This is a genomic window from Streptomyces sp. NPDC005805 (genome assembly GCF_040630445.1).
GTDB lineage: Bacteria > Actinomycetota > Actinomycetes > Streptomycetales > Streptomycetaceae > Streptomyces.
Genome location: NZ_JBEXXN010000006.1, coordinates 24,201 through 40,805 on the forward strand (window position 1 = coordinate 24,201; position 16,605 = coordinate 40,805).

Here is a 16,605-nt window from a genome sequence, read left to right on the forward strand (position 1 = left end):
GGTCCCGTCCGGGACCGCCTCCGCTTGTCGGTGCTGGTACCTGTCGGTGCTGGTACCTGTCTGCCGGGCAGGCTCTAGCGCAGGATGGACGACCACCACGAGCGCCGGCGGCCGGGCCCGGGCGCCGCCGCGGCCGGTGCGGGCGCCGGGGGCGCCGCGGCGGGCGGCAGCGGAGCGGCGGGTGTCCGCGCGGCCGCGGGGTCCTGTCGCTGCGAGGCCGGCGGCGTGAACTCGACCGGGAGCGTGGCGGTCCGGCTGCTGAGCCAGTTCGCCGTGATGCCGAGTTCGCTCTCGGGAACGGCCAGCGAGAGGTCGGGGAGGAGGGCGAGCAGTTCCTCGATGCCGGTGTCGGCGATGGCGCGGCCGATGTCCCCGCCGGGGCACTCGTGCGGACCGGCGCCGAAGGACAGATGGGACCGGTTGCCGTGCATCGGCGTGCTGAGGTCCGGGCGCTGGTCGGGGTCGACGTTGGCCGCCGCGATGCAGAGCAGGAGCATGTCGCCGGCCCTGATGTGCTTGCCGCCGAGGGTCGTGTCGCCCGTCGCCCAGCGGCCGGGGATCACGCCGATGCTGGGCTTGTCCCAGAGGATCTGTTCGAGGGCGTCCGGCATGGTCATCCGGCCGCCCGAGAGCCCGCCGCGGAAACGGTTGTCCGTGAGCACCAGGTGCAGGGTGTGGACGATGAGGTTGCTGGTGTTCTGGTGGGCGGCCACCAGGGTCAGCCTGAGGTGCTCGACGATCTCCGCCTCGGTCAGGGCGGCCTCGTGCGAGATGAGGCGCGAGGCCAGGTCGTTCCCCGGCTTCCTCCGCTTCTCCGCGACCAGTTGCTGAAGGACCCGCGTCACCTGGTCGTTGCTCTCCGCCGCCGTCTCGCTGCCCCGCATGAGGTCCAGGGTGGGTTCGACGAGCGAGGGGCTCTCGTCCGGCGCAATGCCGAGCAGCCGGCTCACGACGAGCATGGGCAGCGGCTCCGCGTAGTCGCGCACCAGGTCCGCCGTGCCCGGGCCGAAGGAGTTGACGAGTTCACGGGTGTAGTGGGTGACGTACCGGCGCATACCGCGCCGGTTGAACTGCCCGAGACCGTCGATGACCGCGCCGCGCAGCCGGGCGTGGGGCTCCCCGTCGGCGAACACGCACAGCGGCTGCCAGCCGACCATGGGCATCAGCGGGGAGTCCGGGGCGATCTGGTTCTGCCGGAAGGCCGACCAGACGCGCGAGTCCCGGCTGTACTTGCTGGGCGTGCGCATGACCTCCAGGTTCTCCCGGTAGCCCAGGACGATCCAGGCAGGGATGTCCCCGTGCAGCAGCACGGGCGCCACCGGCCCGTGCTCCCGGCGCAGTTCCTCGTACATCCGCGCCGGCTCGGTCTCCTCGTGGATGCGCCGTGGGAAGGTCCCGCCGTGTGCCGGGCAGCCGGGAGGCGGGCCGGGGACGCTGGATATCGGGGGATGGGCGGTCACTGTGTCCTCCGGAGGAAGGGGCGCCCGTTCCTGGCCGGGGGTTCCGTGCACGGCCGGGGCCGTGGGCGGCGGTCGTGGCCTCGATTCGGCTACGGGCAAGATCCTGAGCGGACGTCAGCATAGCCCGCCGTTTCAGGGCGCCGCAGAGCAGCAACAGGGTTGACATCCCGCTGACTTGGCGGCGTTCCCCGCCGCCGTTACCGCCGTGCCGGCTTCGGCCCTCCCTGGATTCTGACCGCGTCCGGGATGCTCCGTTTCGCCGTCGAGTACCCAGGTTGTGTGGGTGAGAGTGAAGGGCTGGTAGCCGTGGTGGCCCTCGGTCACGATGTTCACCGTCCTCGGGCGGCGGGTCCGCGGATCCCGGAACGGCCGGGGGGTGCTGTTCACATGGAGGTCCCCGTTGCGGACGATCCACTCGGGCAGAGCCTCGTAGGCCCGCCGGACCCTGGGCCGGTTCCGGATCTCCCGCTCGGCCCAGCGGAGTCTGGCGTCCCCGGGATGCAGCCGGAGCGCGGCGAGGTGGTGCGCCAGGGCGGGCATCAGCCAGTACTCCCGGAAGGACTCCGGGCTCCCGTCGCCGAGCACGTCGGCCGCGTGCGGATGGAAGAGGATGTAGGTCAGGCCGTTCTTCAGGGGTGAGGCGAACCGGTGCGGGGCCACGGGCGCGAACAGGTCGTGGAACGCGGCGTTGATGTGGAAGTTCTCGGCGGTGTGGTCGGTGATCATCGCCGGGTGGGCGGAGCCGTCGATGAGCCGCCGGTACACGGTGAGCACCGGAGGCTCGCCCGGGTCCCCGGCGGGCTCGGGCCGGGCCACCAGGAGCTGACGGAGGTTGGCCCGGTTCTCGGCGCTGATGTCCAGGGCATCCGCCAGGCGCTCGATCCGTCTGCCGGTCAGCCCGGACGGGTCCCGGAGCCAGTTGCGCAGGGTGCGCGGCGTGATCTCCATCGCCTCGGCCAGCGCCTTCATGGTCATGCCGCGCGCCACGCGTGTGCTGTCCAGGATCTCCCGCACCAGGTCGGCGTCGCGTGCCTGATGGTCCTTCTTCTCGTGTCCGTGCCCGTCACGACCGTGCATCCTCGCCGTCCCCCGTCGGTCCCTCGTCATGGCGCCTTCCCCGGGCGCGCACAACGTGAAGAGAAAGGATTCTTCCCCATGCCCTTGTGGGCAGTGTCATCCCGGATACCCGCAGGGCGGCCCGTGTGGCAGCGTCCGTCCTCGGGCAGCCCGCCGCCGGCTCGCCCCACCTTGCCAACGCGGTCTGACACCAACCGAGTTACCCGACCACTGGAGCCTTTGTGAACCACCGATCCGGCCGATACGCGATCTCCCCCAGCGCGCATCCCGTGGACGAAGCGAGAGAACTCCGTTCCCAGGGACGGCTGATCCCCGTCACCCTCCCCGGCGACGTCCCGTCCTGGGCGGCCACCGACCTCGCCGTCGCGCACGAGGTCCTGACCCATCCGCGGCTGACCAAGGACCCCGCGTACTGGACAGGGCTCCAGGACGGTTCCGTCCCGGACAACTGGGAGCTCATCGCCCTGGTCCGCGGGGCGAGCATGCTGCACGCGGGCGGTGACGACCACCGGCGCCTGCGGCGGCTGGCCGGCGGCGCGTTCACCCGGGCGCCCATCGACTCGCTGCGCGGGCGCATCACCGAGATCACGGACGAGCTGCTGGACGGGCTGGAGGCGGCCGCCCGGGACGGCGAACCGGTCGATCTGCGTGAGCTGTTCGCGTTCCCGCTGCCCGTCCGGGTCATCTGCGAGGTCCTCGGCGCGCCGGGGAGCGTGATAGCGGGGCTGCGGACCCAGTTCAACCGGATGACCATTCCCCAGGACAGCGCCGACCCCGAGGCGGACATCAGACACGCCGTCGCGGACGTCTACCGCACACTCGGGAAGCTGGTCGAGGACAAGCGCCGGGCGCCGGGCGACGACCTGACCACCGCGCTCGTCGAGGCCCACGACGACGGCGACCGGCTCAGCGAGCAGGAACTCGTCGAGACCCTTTTCCTGATCATGATCTCCGGACACGAGACCACGATCAACGCGATCACCAACACCTCGTACGCCCTGCTGACCCACCCGGACGCGCTCGCGGGCGAGGCCCTGGACGACGACGCCACCTGGGTCCGCGTGGTGGAGGAGGGCCTGCGCTTCACCTCGCCCATCCGGCACATCGTGCTCCGGTACGCGACGGACGACATCACGGTGGCGGGCACCGAGATCCGCAAGGGCGAGGCGGTCCTCGCCTCCACCGTCGCCGCGAACCGCGACCCGTCACACCACGAGCGCCCCGACGACTTCGACATCCACCGCCCCACCAACCGGGACCACATCGCCTTCGGTTACGGCGCGCACTACTGCCTGGGCTCCCGTCTGGCCAAGCTGGAGACCGAGGTCGCGCTGCGACGGCTGTTCACCCGCTTCCCGGACATCCGCCTGGCGTCGGAGCCGGCGCAGCTCGACTCGGTGTCCCTCCAGGGTTACGGCGAGCTGCTGGTCCACCTGTAGGAACCTGCCCCCGCCCCCCAGGAGCGCGATCCGGCCGTTCCGCCACTCCTTCGCAGGCCCCCCGTTTCCGGATTGCTTGTGGAAACGGGGGGCTGGCAGCATGCGGGGGTGACTGACAACGGGGACATAGCGGGGCGGCGGCGTTCGGGGCTGGAGGATCTGGCGGGGGTGTCGGCGGGGGCGGGTGGCGCGCCGGAGTCGGACGGGCCCTCGCCGGGTGGGCCGGTGCCGGAGCCGGTCCTGGAGCCGGACGGGCCCGGGCCTGGTGGGCCCGCGCCGGGGGGTGTCGATCCGGTGGCCGCGCGGCGGGAGTTCGCGCGGGTATTGGGGGAGTTCCGGCGGTCGGCGGTGCTGGTGCCGTTCGATGAGTTGGGGAGCCTCTGGACGGCCGACTTCGGGGGTGTGCGGTGGATCTGTGCGTTCTCGGACGAGGAGGCGTTGGCGCGGTTCGCGGTGGCGCGGGGTGAGGCCGGGCGGGAGTGGCCGTACCGGACGGTGCTGGGCGCGCGGCTGCTGGATGCGATGGTGCCGTTGCTGCCGGGGCCGGGTGGTGTGGCGCTGGACGCGGGCAGTGCGGACGGCAGGCTGTTTCCGCCGGTGGCGGGGATCGTGCCGGAGGGTGTGGCGGTGGATCTCGGGGGTGCGCGGTGAGCGGTGGCGGGGAGCAGGGAGAGCTGGCGGCGGCTTCGTCGGGGCTGGCGGACATTGCGAAGGGGATCGATCTGGCGCATGCCGAGTTGAAGGACCTCGGCATGATCGGTGAGGCGTCGGTGGGGCGGGGGTTCTCCGATCTGGCCCTGTCGGGGCTGGAGTTGGGGCACGGCGGGCTGACGTCCGCGTTCGGGACGTTCTGTGACCGGTGGGAGTGGGGGGTGCGGGCCCTGACGTTGAAGGGGAACGCGTTCGCCCAGGGGGTGGGTCTGTCCGCCGGTTCCTATGCGGAGCAGGAACGATACGTCAAGGATTCGATCAAGGTCGGGGTGAACTCCCTGAACGGGAATCCGCATCTGTCCGAGGACGAAGTCAAGCGGATGAGCTGGGAGACCGTCCGGGACCAGAAGGTGTGGGACAACGCGGACTGGAGCCGTGAGTCGTTCTCCGAGGCGCACCAGGAGGTCGAGCAGACGTGGCGGAACACCGCGTACGACGTGGAGGACGCGCTGCTGGACTCGATGGAGCGCAGTGGTGCGCTCGATCCGAAGCTGCGTGAGGCGATGGACGAGCAGTTGAAGGAGACGCTCGCCCCGGACCAGGCGACGGTGGACCAGGCGGAGCAGCCGCGCTGGGGGGAGAGTCGCTGATGCCGGACTTCGGGATCGTCGGTGATCTGGCGGGCAAGGGCCTGGACAAGGCCGTGGACGTGGTCGACGCGGGGATCGACAAGGGCAAGGAGGCCCTGGGCGAGGGGGTCGACTGGGCGACCGACAAGGCCGGGCAGGGGCTGCGGCACTACGGCTACGACGGGGTCGCGGAGGCGGTCGAGGACTGGGGTGACGAGAAGGCGTCCGCGCTGGGTGCGGAGGTCGGGGAGAAGCAGCTCGGGCAGAGCGAGGAGGCCGACGAGCTGGTCCACGGCAAGCCGGAGAAGATCACCGCGACGGTGAAGAACCTGCGCGACTTCCAGAAGGCGTTCGACCTGGTCGGCGGCGGGATGAAGAAGCTCGACTCCGGTCACTGGAAGGGGGAGGCGGCCGACACCTTCCGGGAGAGGTTCCGGCCCCTGCCCACCGACTGGCTGCGGGCGGCGGACGCCTTCGAGGACGCGGCGAAGGCGCTGGAGACGTACGCGAAGGCGGTCGTCACCGCGCAGGGCAAGGCGCGGGAGGCCATCGCCCTGTTCAAGGAGGGCGAGAGCGCGTCGAAGTCGGCGGTCGAGGCGTACAACAAGAAGGTCGACGCCTACAACGCCGCCCGCAACGGGGACAGTCCGCTGCCGCACCCGGGCCAGTTCTCCGACCCGGGGAAGGCGAAACGGGCCCGGGCGCGGGAGATCCTGGGCGACGCGCGCCGGGCCCGCAACGAGGCCGGCGACATCGCCAGGAGCGCGGTCACCGCGGCGATGGCCCACGCCCCGAAGGAACCCACCGGGCGGGACAAGCTCAAGCTGGAGGTCATGGACTACTCCCTGGCCATGGGCGTGGAGAGCCTCCATCTGACCGGCGGCATCGTCCAGGGCACCGCCGGGCTCATCAACTTCGTCCGCTCGGTCAACCCGATCGACGGCTACAACCTGACCCACCCGGCCGAGTACTACAAGGGCGTCAACATGACGCTCGCCGGCCTCGTCTCCACCGCCGCCAACCCCGACCGCGCCCTGAAGAACGCCTGGGAGGCGTTCAAGAGCGACCCCACCGAGTTCTGGGGGCGTCTCATCCCTGAAGCGATCGGCACCAAGGGCGCGGGCGCGGTCAAGGGCCTTGCCACGGCCGGAATGAAGAACGCGGCCCGGCACGGGGCTCCCGACGGCCCGCCCGCCGGCCGCACCCCCTCCAGGGAGGCGGTCGAGGACCCGGCCAAGCCCTCCCGCCCGGAGGACGCGGTCGAGAACGGCAACACCGACCCGATCGACCTGGCGACCGGCGTCATGTACCTGCCGCAGACGGACCTGGTGCTGCCCGGCGCCCTGGCCCTGGCCTTCCGCCGCCGCGTCGCCTCCGACTACCGGTCCGGCCGCTGGTTCGGGCCGTCCTGGGCGTCCACGGCGGACCAGCGACTGGAGATCGACGCGGAGGGAGTCGTCTTCGTCCGCGAGGACGGCCGGTTGCTCGCCTATCCGCACCCGGCTCCCGGGGTGCCGGTGCTGCCGACACACGGCGAACCCTGCCCGCTGGACCGCTCCCCGGACGGCGACTACACGATCACCGAACCGGACAGCGGCCGCGTCCTCCACTTCTCCCCGCACACTGGCGAACTCGCCCTGCTCACCCAGGTCGACGACCGCAACGGCAACTGGATCACCTTCGAGTACGACGGGGACGGCGCGCCCACCGCGATCGTCCACAGCGCGGGCTACCGCCTGGTGCTCACCACGGACGCCGGACGCATCACCGCGCTCGCCCTGGCCGGTGCGGCGGCGGGCGGAACCGATGAATCGATCCTGCGCTACGGCTACACCGACGGCCATCTGACCGAGGTCGTCAACTCCTCCGGCCTTCCGCTGCGGTTCACGTACGACGAGCGCGGCCGGGTCACCTCGTGGACCGACACCAACGACAGCCGCTACGACTACACGTACGACGACCGGGACCGCTGTGTCGCCGAGCAGGGCGAAGCGGGCCATGTGACCCTGCACATCGACTACGGCGACCCGCACCCGGACACGGGTTTGCGCGTCACGACGACCACGACCGGCTCGGGCGCGGTCTCCCGGTATGTGATCAACGAGTCCCACCAGGTGGTCGAGGAGACGGACGCGGTCGGGTCCGTCACCCGGTACGAGCGCGACCACCGCAACCGGCTGCTGCGCCGCACGGACCCGCTGGGCCGGACCACGCGCTTCACCTACGACGACGCGGGCCGCCCGCTGACGGCCGTCCGGCCGGACGGCCGGGGCACCGAGGCGGAGTACAACGACCTCGGGCTGCCGGTCCGCATCGTCAACCCCGACCGTACGGTGGTCCGTTACGCGTACGACGAGCGCGGCAACCGCACCGAGGCCCTCGCGCCGAACGGGACGGTCACCCGCTGGACCTACGACGAGGCGGGGCGTCTGACCTCGGCCGTGGACGGGCTCGGCAACACCACGCGGGTGCGGTGCGACCCGGCGGGGCTGCCGGTCGAGATCACCGATCCGCTGGGCGCGGTCACCCGGGTCACCCGGGACGCCTTCGGCCGCCCGTCGTCGATCACCGACCCCCTGGGGGCTGTGAGACCCGCTTCCTGTGGACGACCGAGGGCAAGCTCGCCCGTCGCATCGAGGCGGACGGCACGGAGCAGTCCTGGACGTACGACGGCGAGGGCAACTGCGTCGCCCACAGCGATCCGCTCGGCCAGGTCTCCCGCTTCGAGTACACCCACTTCGACCTGCTGACCGCCCGCACCGGCCCGGACGGCGTGCGGTACGAGTTCACCCACGACCATGAGCTGCGCCTCACCCAGGTGCGCAATCCGCAGGGTCTGACCTGGGACTACGCCTACGACCCGGCCGGCCGCCTGATATCCGAGTCCGACTTCGACGACCGGCTGCTGACCTACGAGCGGGACACGGCGGGCTCCCTCGTCGCCCGCACCGACGCCCTCGGGCAGACGATCCGCTACGAGCGGGACGAGCTGGGGCGGGTCGTCCGCAAGGACGCGGCGGGCAAGGTCACCACCTTCTCCTACGACTTCACCGACGGCCTCGCGGAGGCGGTCAACCCGGACGCGACGGTGACCTTCCTGCGCGACCGGTACGGCCGGCTCGTCTCCGAGACCGTCAACGGGCGCACGATCTCCTACACCTACGACGCGCTGGGCCGGCGGCTGAGCCGGACGACGCCGACGGGCGCGGTGAGCACCTGGACGTACGACGCGGCGGGCCGCCGGAACTCCCTGACCACGGCGGGCCGCACGATCACCTTCGAGCACGACGCGGCGGGGCAGGAGGTCGCGCGCCGCATCGGCGACACCCTCACCTTCACCAACGAGTACGACGTGCTCGGGCGGTTGACCAGCCAGCAGGTGACGGGGGTCGCGGGGCGGAGCATCCAGCGCCGTGACTACGCGTATCGGGCGGACGGCCATCCGGTCTCCCTGACCGACCAGTTGAGCGGCACCAAGACCTTCGACCTGGACCCGATCGGCCGGGTCACCGCCGTCCACGCGGCGAACTGGACCGAGCGCTACGCCTACGACGCGGCGGGCAACCAGACGGACGCCTCCTGGCCCGCGGACCACCCGGGCCAGGAGGCGGTCGGCCCCCGCGAGTACACCGGCACGACGATCACCCGCGCAGGCCGCGTCCGCTACGAACACGACGCGCTCGGCCGCATCACGCTGCGCCAGAAGCCCCGCCTCTCGCAGAAGCCGGCGACCTGGCGCTACGAGTGGGACGCCGAGGACCGCATGACGTCCGCGACCACCCCGGAGGGGGTGGTCTGGCGCTACGCCTATGACGCCCTGGGGCGGCGGATCGCGAAGCGGCGACTGGGGGGCGACGGGGAGTCGGTCACGGAGGAGGTGGTGTTCACGTGGGACGGCGCTCTGCTGGCCGAGCAAACGTCCGCGTCGGAATCTGGGCCAACGGTGGTCACGCTCACATGGGAGCACAAGGATAGCCGCGCGCTAGTGCAGTACGAGCGTATCTGTGCCACCAGGACACGCGATGTATCCCGAGAGCGCCTTCTCTCTGTTGCGACTGACCTCATTGGTTCCCCTGTCGAACTAATTGACGAGAGGAATCACGTTGCTTGGCATGTGCGGTCCACCCTGTGGGGCCTCACTGCATGGAGTGCGGGCGCAACTGCGTATGTACCGCAGAGGTTTCCCGGGCAGTACTTCGATCGCGAGACGGGCCTGCATTACAACTTTCATCGTACCTATGACCCCCTATCTGCTCGATACCTGAGTAGTGATCCGCTAGGACTCGTCACTCACCCGAACCCGACGGCCTACGTAAGCAATCCGCATACCGTCAGCGACCCTCTGGGGCTCGCTCCCGACATGTGTCCCTATCGGCTTGAAAGAGTCCCGGAAAAGGATCTAGGGTCGCTGTATCACTACACGAACGAGGGTGGATATAACGGAGTTCTGGAGAGTGGGGAGATGTGGCCGTCGCGTAAGGCGAACAACCCCAAAGATGCGCGCTTCGGTGATGGGCAGTATCTATCGGACATTCAGCCTGGGACGAAGACGCCAGGCCAACTCTCGCATGCGTTCGTACGCGTCCCATGGGCCGGGCATAAATTCACTCATTTCTTCGAGATAGACGTCCGTGGCCTCGAGGTCATGCGCTCTGTGGAGCGTCCTGATGTTTATGTAATCCTGAACAATGAAAATCTTGACCTTACTGGAAGAATTGTCAATCACGGAAAGAGCTGACGGATGGAATACTGGCGAGTCGAGTGGATCCATGAATTCGAATCGGAACCGATCGTCATTTTTAGCGAGATTGATGAAGTTCGGTACGAGACGCGGAAGGTTCAGCAGTACAGGGATCGGGCGAGCCTTAAATCCGATGAATTTCACGAAAGCTCGGATATTGGTTTGAGTGAAATCAGGCTGGAGTCGATCGATGAAGTCAATCAGCAGCCGGATTTTCGAGCCAGGGTGATCTCTCGTAGTGAATTTGAGGTTGCGTGGGGTGAGGCGCAATGGCCTTCGTAGCGTCCCGGCGTCTCCTCTTGATGGTCGTATCCGTTCGTGTAGGGAAGAGAGGGCGTAGGGAGCGGAGCGTTCCTCAGCGCACCACGCCGTACGTCACGTGTATGACCCGGCTCGTCGCCCGGACCGAGAGTTGGTCCAGCCGGAGTGGGGGGACGCCGTCGAAGAGGCGGGTGCCGGTGCCCAGGGTGAAGGGGGCGATGTGGAGGCGGAGTTCGTCGATGAGGCCCGCCGCCAGGTACTGGTTCAGCGTGGTCGCGCCGCCGATGACGCCGACTTCGGCCGGGCCCGCCGCCTCGCGGGCGTGGGCGAGGGCCGCTGTGATGCCGTCCGTGACGAAGTGGAAGGTGGTGCCGCCCGCCATCCGCAGGGGCTCGCGGGCGTGGTGGGTGAGGACGAAGACCGGGGCGTGGAAGGGTGGTTCGGGGCCCCACCAGCCGTCCCACGGGCGGTCCCACGCGCCGCGGACCGGGCCGAACATGTTGCGGCCCATGATGAACGCCTTCGGGGCGGCGAGCCGCGCCAGCTCGGCGCGGTTCTCGTCCGGGGTGTCGAACATCCAGGCGTGGAGCGCCGCGCCCGAGCCGTCGCCGCCGTCGTCGCCGAAGGGGCGGTCCTCGGTCTGGTGGTGCCCGGCCGCGTAGCCGTCGGCCGAGACCGTGAGGTCGCCGACCACGCGGCCGGCCGGGCCGGTCATCCGGTCAGGCCGCCCACGAAGGACGCCCACGCGGACGGGGGCAGGGTGAGGACGGGCCCCGCCGGGACCTTGGAGTCGCGGATGTGGACGGCGGCGGGGTGGGCGGCCACCTCGACGCAGTTGCCGCCGTCGCTTCCGCTGTGGCTCGACTTGCGCCAGTCGTAGGCGACTTCGAGGCAGTTGCCGCCTTCGCTGCCGCTGTAGCTCGACTTGAACCACGTCAGGGCGGAACTCATCTCTCTCCTACCAGCCGATCCAACAGGCCCCTGGTGTCATCGGGATCGAGGGCCAGTGTCCGCAGCATCGCATACTTCTGGGTGAGGATGCTGACCTCGTCGGGGTCATAGATGAGTCGGCTCCCGCGCTGTGTCTCGGTGTACGCCAGATGCTGGTGATCCGGCGTCTCCAGCAGGACGAACGCGCCGTCCAGCGCCGGGTGCGTGGTGTGGCTGAGCGGCATCACCTGCAAGGCGATGCCCGGTAGTTCGGTCAGCGAACGCAGGTGCGCGAGTTGTTCCCGGTGGACATCCGGTCCGCCCAGGGGGACATGGAGGACCGCCTCCCACAGGACGAAGCTGAGGCTGCGGCGGGGCGTGCAGTGCAGGATGCGCTGGCGTCGCAGACGGCGTTCCGTCTGGATCTCGATCTCGTCGGCGTCCATGACCGGGATGCGGCTGGCGAACACTGCCCGCGCGTATTCCTCGGTCTGCAGCAGGCCCGGGACCACCTGGTTCTCGTACGACGACAGAGCCAAAGCTTCCTCCTCCCGGTCGAGGAACTCCTCCGCCCACGCCGGGATCAGGTCCACCTCCGGCATGTTCTCCACCGCGACCGAGAGCGCGCCCTTGGTGTCGAGGCGGTCGTCGAAGCGGTCGGCGAGGTCGGGTTTGAGGGTGCGGCGGCCCTGTTCGATCGAGGCGACCGTCTCCTCCGCGAGGTTGAACTCGGCGGCCAGAGCGCGCTGGGTGAGGCCGGCGGCCTCGCGGAAGCGGGCCAGCTGGCGGCCGAGCATGCGCATGGCCGTGGCGTTCTTGCGGCGTCTCCTGGAGCTCATACCCGCTCAACTCCCCCGAGGTGGCCGTACGTTACGCCCGTACCGCCCGTACAGAAGAGTTGTACGGGTGGGCGCACTGCCCCCGCGGGCGCTCCCGCCGGGAGGCTCGGCCGCGTGGATACGACGATGCAACACGAGGCGCTGCGCGAGCTGTTCTGCCGCCGGGAGCGCCGATCGGTGGGCAGAGCACGGGAGTTCGCGCGGGAGGCGCTGGACGCCTGGGGCTGGGAGGGGGCGCGGGCCGGGGACGTCCTGCTGTGCGTCAGCGAGCTGGCGACCAACGCCCTCGTCCACGGGGTCCCGCCCGGACGCGGCTACCTCGTGCGGCTGCTGAACGAGGACGCGGGCCGCCGTCTCCGCGTCGAGGTGCACGACAGCGGGGACGGACGGCCCGCGCTCGCCCCGCCCGGCGGAACCCGGCCGGAGGAGGACGAGTCGGGGCGGAGGCTGCTGCTGGTCGCCGCGCTCGCCGACACCTGGGGCGTCGGCGAGCGCGACCCGGGCAAGGTGGTGTGGTGCGCCTTCACCCGGGGGCGGACGTAAGGCCACGGGACGTGGCCACGGGACCATGAGCCCCGTGGCCCGTGAGCCCGTGAGTCCGGGGGCTAGGACGCGTCGCGCACCGTGCCCTCCCGCGGCTTGCCCAGGGGCTTGCCCTCGTCGTTCGCGAACTGGAGGCGGACGTACTCGGCCGGCTCCTTCGCCCGGTCACGGACGGTCGGGATCGTCACCTCGGTCGAGGTCTTCCCCGGCGGGACGGCGAGCCAGATGCTCGGGTACGCCACCCGGGAGAGCGGGACCGCCGGGTCCGGGACGCGCTCCACCAGGTCGGACAGCCACTCCTGGTCGACGTCGGCCGTCGACAGCGCCGGGCGGCCGGACGGGACGGCGACGAGCTCCGCGGCGGCGTACATCTCGATGTCCGCCGCGGCCGAGAGGGAGACGCGCCAGGTCAGCGGCTTGCCCTCGGTGACGTCGGTGGCCACCGGCTTGACCGTCATCTTCGGCATCGGGTCGTCGTTCTCGGCGGTCACCCCGCCCGAGTCCGCGCCCACGACCGTGCCCCGGACCGCCTTGACCAGGATGTCGTGGGGCTTGTCCCAGCCGTACCGCTTGTCGCCCTTGACCTTGATCCTGACGTCGATGCCCGCGGCGCCCGGGCCGACCTTCACCAGGCGGCCGGTGGCCTTGCCGGAGTCAGGGTCGACGACGTACAGGCGGACCGTGCCGGAGTTCTTGCCGGTGGTGCGGACGGGCACCTTGTAGGTGCGGACGCCCGAGTCGCCCTCCTTGACCGTGAGCCGGCCGATGTCCACGCGGGCCAGCGGCGCGGCCTGGACCGCCGGGGTGCCCGGCTTCCAGGACCAGGCGTCCATCAGCCATGCCTTGCCGGTGCGGGACTTGGGGGTCAGCTCCAGGGACGCGATCCGGCTCAGGTCGAGCCCGGCGCGGGTGGCGGCGGTCAGCGGGACGCGGACCTCCTGCGCCCAGTAGGCGGAGGAGCGTTCGCCGCTGGGCAGCCCGTCCACACGGACCCCGCCCAGGCTCGCCCGCTTGCCCTCGGCGTCCTTGACGGCCACGTCGAACCGCGTGCCGCTGCTGTTCGGCGGGACGGCGACGCGCAGCGCGAGGGAGGACGCGCCCTTGACGGAGAGCGGCTTGCCGGGGGTCACCCGGGCCGCCGTGCCGGGCTTGGACCAGGACAGGGCGACGGCGCGGCGGCCGGCCTCGTGCTCCGGGCGCCAGTTCGCGAAGTGCGGGGAGGTGCCGACGGCGTCCTGGCCGAGGCAGGCGGACTTGCCGGGGGCGACCGCGTCGCAGAGCCGGGCGCCGGTCACCTTGGCCGGGTTCACCGGGTCGTCGGGCAGGAAGCCCGCTCCCCGGTTGCCGCCGACCGCGTGGGCCGCCACCCGGGCGGGGTCGGCGGAGGGGGCCCGGCGGCCGGTGCCGTCCACGAGTTCGCGGACGCGGTCGTCACCGGCGACGAACAGCCGTGCGGCGGCGGCGACGTAGGTGGCGCCCGCCTTCTGCTGCTGGTCGGCGGTGAGCCGGCCGGGCTTGCCGGGGGAGCAGAGCGGGTCGGGGGCCTCCGGGTCGTGCCAGAAGTCGTCGTTCGCGGGGGCCGCGGCCTGGCCGGGGGTCCACTCGCTGTTGAAGAAGTTGTGGTTGGCGCCGATCATGTAGACCGAGCTGTGCAGGGCCTTGCCCCGGCTCACCCCGCGGGTGCCGTCCGTGTAGACCTGGCCCTGGAGGTCGGCGACATCACCGTCGCAGCCCGGCAGGATGGTCAGGGACGGGACGTCGGCGACCGGGTTCTGGGCGAAGATCGTCGGCCCGATGTGGACGAGGCCGCGGATGGTCCAGCGGGCCTTGCCGCGGTAGCCGTCCTGGGCGGGCGGCGGCGCGTACAGGCTGTCCATGGCCGCGCGGTTGACGCCCTCACCGCCGCGCGAGTGCCCGACGAGGAGGACCCGGGACGGGTCCGGCTTGACGCCCTTGGGCACGCCCGCGGGCGCGGAGGCGGGCTTGGCGGCCCAGTCCGCCCAGCGGGCGAGGTGGTTGCGCACCAGCGAGGAGCGGGCCTGGGCGCCGCTGTCCTCCAGCTCCCCGTCCTGGCCGTTGATGCCGTTCGCGGAGATGGAGACGGTGACATAGCCCTGGGAGGCCAGCAGCTTCTGGTCGCGCAGATAGCCCTTGTGGCTGGGGATCGGCTTGAAGCCCTTGGCGCAGGGCCAGTCGATGGTCGGGTCCGTGCCCTTGCCGGGGACGTAGCAGGTGGCGTGGCGGCCGTGCAGGAAGAGGGCGATCGGCCGCTTGCCGGGCGCGCCCTTCGGGGCGACGACGAGGCCGCGCATCTCCACGGCGGCCTTCATGCCGGGGAGCTTCACGGAGGGGAGGCCGTACTCGCCGGTGGTGGTGGCGTACGGGCCCGCCTTGCCGGGGTCGACGGCTCCGGCGGGGAGCTTGGGCGGCAGCTTCGGCGCGGGCTGCTTCGCGGCGCGGCGGTCGCCCGCGCCGGGGGCCTCGTCGAGGCGGCGGCCGGCGGCCTCGACCCGGAGGTTCTTCAGATCGCCCAGGTCGTCGGCGCGGGCCGCGTCGAGGGGGAGGCGGAAGGTCCGGCCGTCGTTCCCCGGCTCGGGGACGCCGACGAGATCGCCGTCGGCGCGGAACTCCACGCGGGCGTCGCCGTGCGGGATGCGCTTCGGGGAGCGCCACTCCAGGTGGTTCTTGCCGTCGTCGGCGGTGATCCGCCAGCCGGGCGGCAGGCCGTTGCCGGCGCTGTCCCCGTCGGCGCTCCCGGTTCCGGGTGCCGCGGGGGCGGCGGCCCGGGTGTCGGGCGGTGGCGCCGGGGCGGCGTGCGCCACCGCGGGCGCCACCCCCGCCACGGTGAGCACCGCTGTCGCGGTGGCCCATGCTTTCCGGCCACGTATCAAGGCTCCTCCTCAACCCCCGTTGCCCGCGCGTTTGTTTCAGGTCGAACGCGCTCTCGGACACGGAGACGGGGAGGGGAAGCTGTGGGTTGCCTGTGCGGGTGGGCGGGGTGCGGGCGGGCCGGGCCCGGACATGGGTCGGCCGCGGGTCCGGGGGTGGTGGGCGCCCCGGGCCCGCGGCCCGTTCAGGGGGAGCGTCAGCAGTAGAGGTTGCCGCCCGGGGCGACGCCCAGGATCTGCGTGAACTGCTGGTACTTGGTCACCCGGCTCTGCACCTGCGCCGGGTTCCTCCCGTCGCACTCCAGGGAGCCGTTGATGGAGCGGATGGAGTGGCCGAAGCCGTGGCCGTTCACCATCGCGTTGTGGCCGGTCATGGAGCCCGGGCCGGACTGGGTGTTCCAGTACCAGAGGCCGGTCTTCCAGGCGACGGCCGCCTCGTTCTGGACGCGCCAGGGGTTGTTCAGCAGGTCGATGCCGAGGGCGTCACCGGCCGCCTTGTAGTTGAAGTTCCAGCTCAGCTGGATGGGGCCGCGCCCGTAGTAGGCGGCCTGGCCGGCCGGGCAGCCGTAGGGCCGTCCCCAGTCGCAGTAGTGCGGGTAGTTGGCCTGGTTCTGCTCCACGATGTGGACGAGCCCGCCGGTCTCGTGGCTGACGTTGGCGAGGAAGGCGGCGGCCTCCTGCTTCTTGACCGTGTCGCTGCCGGTCTTGGCGAAGCCGGGGTAGGCACTGAGGGCGGCGGTCAGTCCGCTGTAGGTGTAGAAGGAGTTCCGGCCCGGGAACATCTGGTTGAACTGGGCCTCGCTGACCACGAATCCGGACGGGTCGGGGTTGCCCCCGCCGCCACCGCAGTTGTACGGGTCCCAGTACCAGGTGCTGATCGTCGGGTCGTAGCCCGGGTTGTCGTGCTCGGCGATGTAGTAGGAACCGTTGTATCTGACAACGTTGCCAGCGCTGTACCAGGCGCCCTGCTGCCAGTTGGGGGCGGTGTCGCAGGGGGAGGCGGCGGACGCGGTCGGGGTCAGGGCCACCGCGAGGCCGGTGGCGACGAGGACCGCCGTCAGCAGGGCCATGATGCGGGATATCGGTCTCAGCACTCGATCACTCCTCTGAGCACAACAGCCCTGCGTGTCAACGGAGTTGACCGGGG

14 protein-coding genes are annotated in these 16,605 nt (G+C 71.0%); 7 read left to right on the top strand and 7 right to left on the bottom strand.

Translation table 11 applies throughout. The annotated features are described in order from the left end of the window. Nucleotides 1–74 precede the first annotated feature (74 nt). Complete coding sequence (locus tag ABZ457_RS05520; RefSeq protein WP_359154155.1) at nucleotides 75–1,460, bottom strand: cytochrome P450; 1,386 nt, start codon at nucleotides 1,458–1,460, stop codon at nucleotides 75–77. 132 nt (nucleotides 1,461–1,592) lie between these two features. Further along, a complete protein-coding gene (locus tag ABZ457_RS05525) occupies nucleotides 1,593–2,537 on the bottom strand; it encodes a helix-turn-helix transcriptional regulator (RefSeq protein ID WP_359154157.1) in 945 nt (314 codons plus the stop codon). Between the two features lie 269 nt (nucleotides 2,538–2,806). On the opposite strand from ABZ457_RS05525, the gene ABZ457_RS05530 reads away from it, so the two are divergent. The 6 genes from ABZ457_RS05530 (at nucleotide 2,807) to ABZ457_RS05555 (ending at nucleotide 10,279) form a co-directional block, all read left to right on the top strand. Further along, a complete protein-coding gene (locus ABZ457_RS05530; RefSeq protein ID WP_359154159.1) occupies nucleotides 2,807–3,976 on the top strand; it encodes a cytochrome P450 in 1,170 nt (389 codons plus the stop codon). Nucleotides 3,977–4,216: 240 nt separating this feature from the next. Further along, on the top strand, nucleotides 4,217–4,627 hold the full coding sequence (locus ABZ457_RS05535; RefSeq protein ID WP_359154404.1) for an SseB family protein: 411 nt from the start codon (nucleotides 4,217–4,219) through the stop codon (nucleotides 4,625–4,627). A 101-nt stretch (nucleotides 4,628–4,728) separates the two neighbouring features. Next, nucleotides 4,729–5,277, top strand: coding sequence for a hypothetical protein (locus tag ABZ457_RS05540; protein ID WP_359154161.1), 549 nt, complete (start codon nucleotides 4,729–4,731; stop codon nucleotides 5,275–5,277). Next, nucleotides 5,277–8,006 (top strand): putative T7SS-secreted protein, encoded by a 2,730-nt coding sequence (locus tag ABZ457_RS05545; protein ID WP_359154163.1) that lies wholly within the window; start codon nucleotides 5,277–5,279, stop codon nucleotides 8,004–8,006. Before ABZ457_RS05540 ends, ABZ457_RS05545 begins: the two co-directional genes overlap by 1 nt. Further along, on the top strand, nucleotides 7,889–9,994 hold the full coding sequence (locus ABZ457_RS05550) for an HYD1 signature containing ADP-ribosyltransferase family protein (protein ID WP_359154406.1): 2,106 nt from the start codon (nucleotides 7,889–7,891) through the stop codon (nucleotides 9,992–9,994). Before ABZ457_RS05545 ends, ABZ457_RS05550 begins: the two co-directional genes overlap by 118 nt. A gap of 3 nt (nucleotides 9,995–9,997) precedes the next feature. Beyond that, nucleotides 9,998–10,279 carry a hypothetical protein gene (locus tag ABZ457_RS05555; RefSeq protein WP_359154165.1) on the top strand — a complete coding sequence of 94 codons (282 nt, stop codon included), beginning with the start codon at nucleotides 9,998–10,000 and terminating at the stop codon, nucleotides 10,277–10,279. A gap of 73 nt (nucleotides 10,280–10,352) precedes the next feature. On the opposite strand, the gene ABZ457_RS05560 is transcribed toward ABZ457_RS05555, so the two are convergent. The 3 genes from ABZ457_RS05560 to ABZ457_RS05570 are packed head-to-tail and all read right to left on the bottom strand — an operon-like array spanning nucleotide 10,353 to nucleotide 12,027. Further along, nucleotides 10,353–10,973, bottom strand: a complete 621-nt coding sequence (locus ABZ457_RS05560; protein WP_359154167.1) for a dihydrofolate reductase family protein — start codon at nucleotides 10,971–10,973, stop codon at nucleotides 10,353–10,355. Next, a complete protein-coding gene (locus tag ABZ457_RS05565; RefSeq protein WP_359154169.1) occupies nucleotides 10,970–11,209 on the bottom strand; it encodes a DUF397 domain-containing protein in 240 nt (79 codons plus the stop codon). Before ABZ457_RS05565 ends, ABZ457_RS05560 begins: the two co-directional genes overlap by 4 nt. Then, nucleotides 11,206–12,027 (bottom strand): helix-turn-helix transcriptional regulator, encoded by an 822-nt coding sequence (locus tag ABZ457_RS05570; protein WP_359154171.1) that lies wholly within the window; start codon nucleotides 12,025–12,027, stop codon nucleotides 11,206–11,208. The genes ABZ457_RS05565 and ABZ457_RS05570 overlap by 4 nt, the downstream gene beginning before the upstream one ends. A 126-nt stretch (nucleotides 12,028–12,153) precedes the next feature. On the opposite strand from ABZ457_RS05570, the gene ABZ457_RS05575 reads away from it, so the two are divergent. After that, nucleotides 12,154–12,570 (top strand): ATP-binding protein, encoded by a 417-nt coding sequence (locus ABZ457_RS05575; protein WP_359154408.1) that lies wholly within the window; start codon nucleotides 12,154–12,156, stop codon nucleotides 12,568–12,570. Nucleotides 12,571–12,632: 62 nt separating this feature from the next. Here the strand turns inward: ABZ457_RS05575 and ABZ457_RS05580 are convergent, their stop codons facing one another. Both ABZ457_RS05580 and ABZ457_RS05585 read right to left on the bottom strand, forming a co-directional pair. Continuing rightward, nucleotides 12,633–15,461 carry a hypothetical protein gene (locus ABZ457_RS05580; protein WP_359154173.1) on the bottom strand — a complete coding sequence of 943 codons (2,829 nt, stop codon included), beginning with the start codon at nucleotides 15,459–15,461 and terminating at the stop codon, nucleotides 12,633–12,635. Between the two features lie 194 nt (nucleotides 15,462–15,655). Beyond that, nucleotides 15,656–16,528, bottom strand: a complete 873-nt coding sequence (locus tag ABZ457_RS05585; RefSeq protein ID WP_359154410.1) for a glycoside hydrolase family 19 protein — start codon at nucleotides 16,526–16,528, stop codon at nucleotides 15,656–15,658. Between the last annotated feature and the right edge of the window lie 77 nt (nucleotides 16,529–16,605).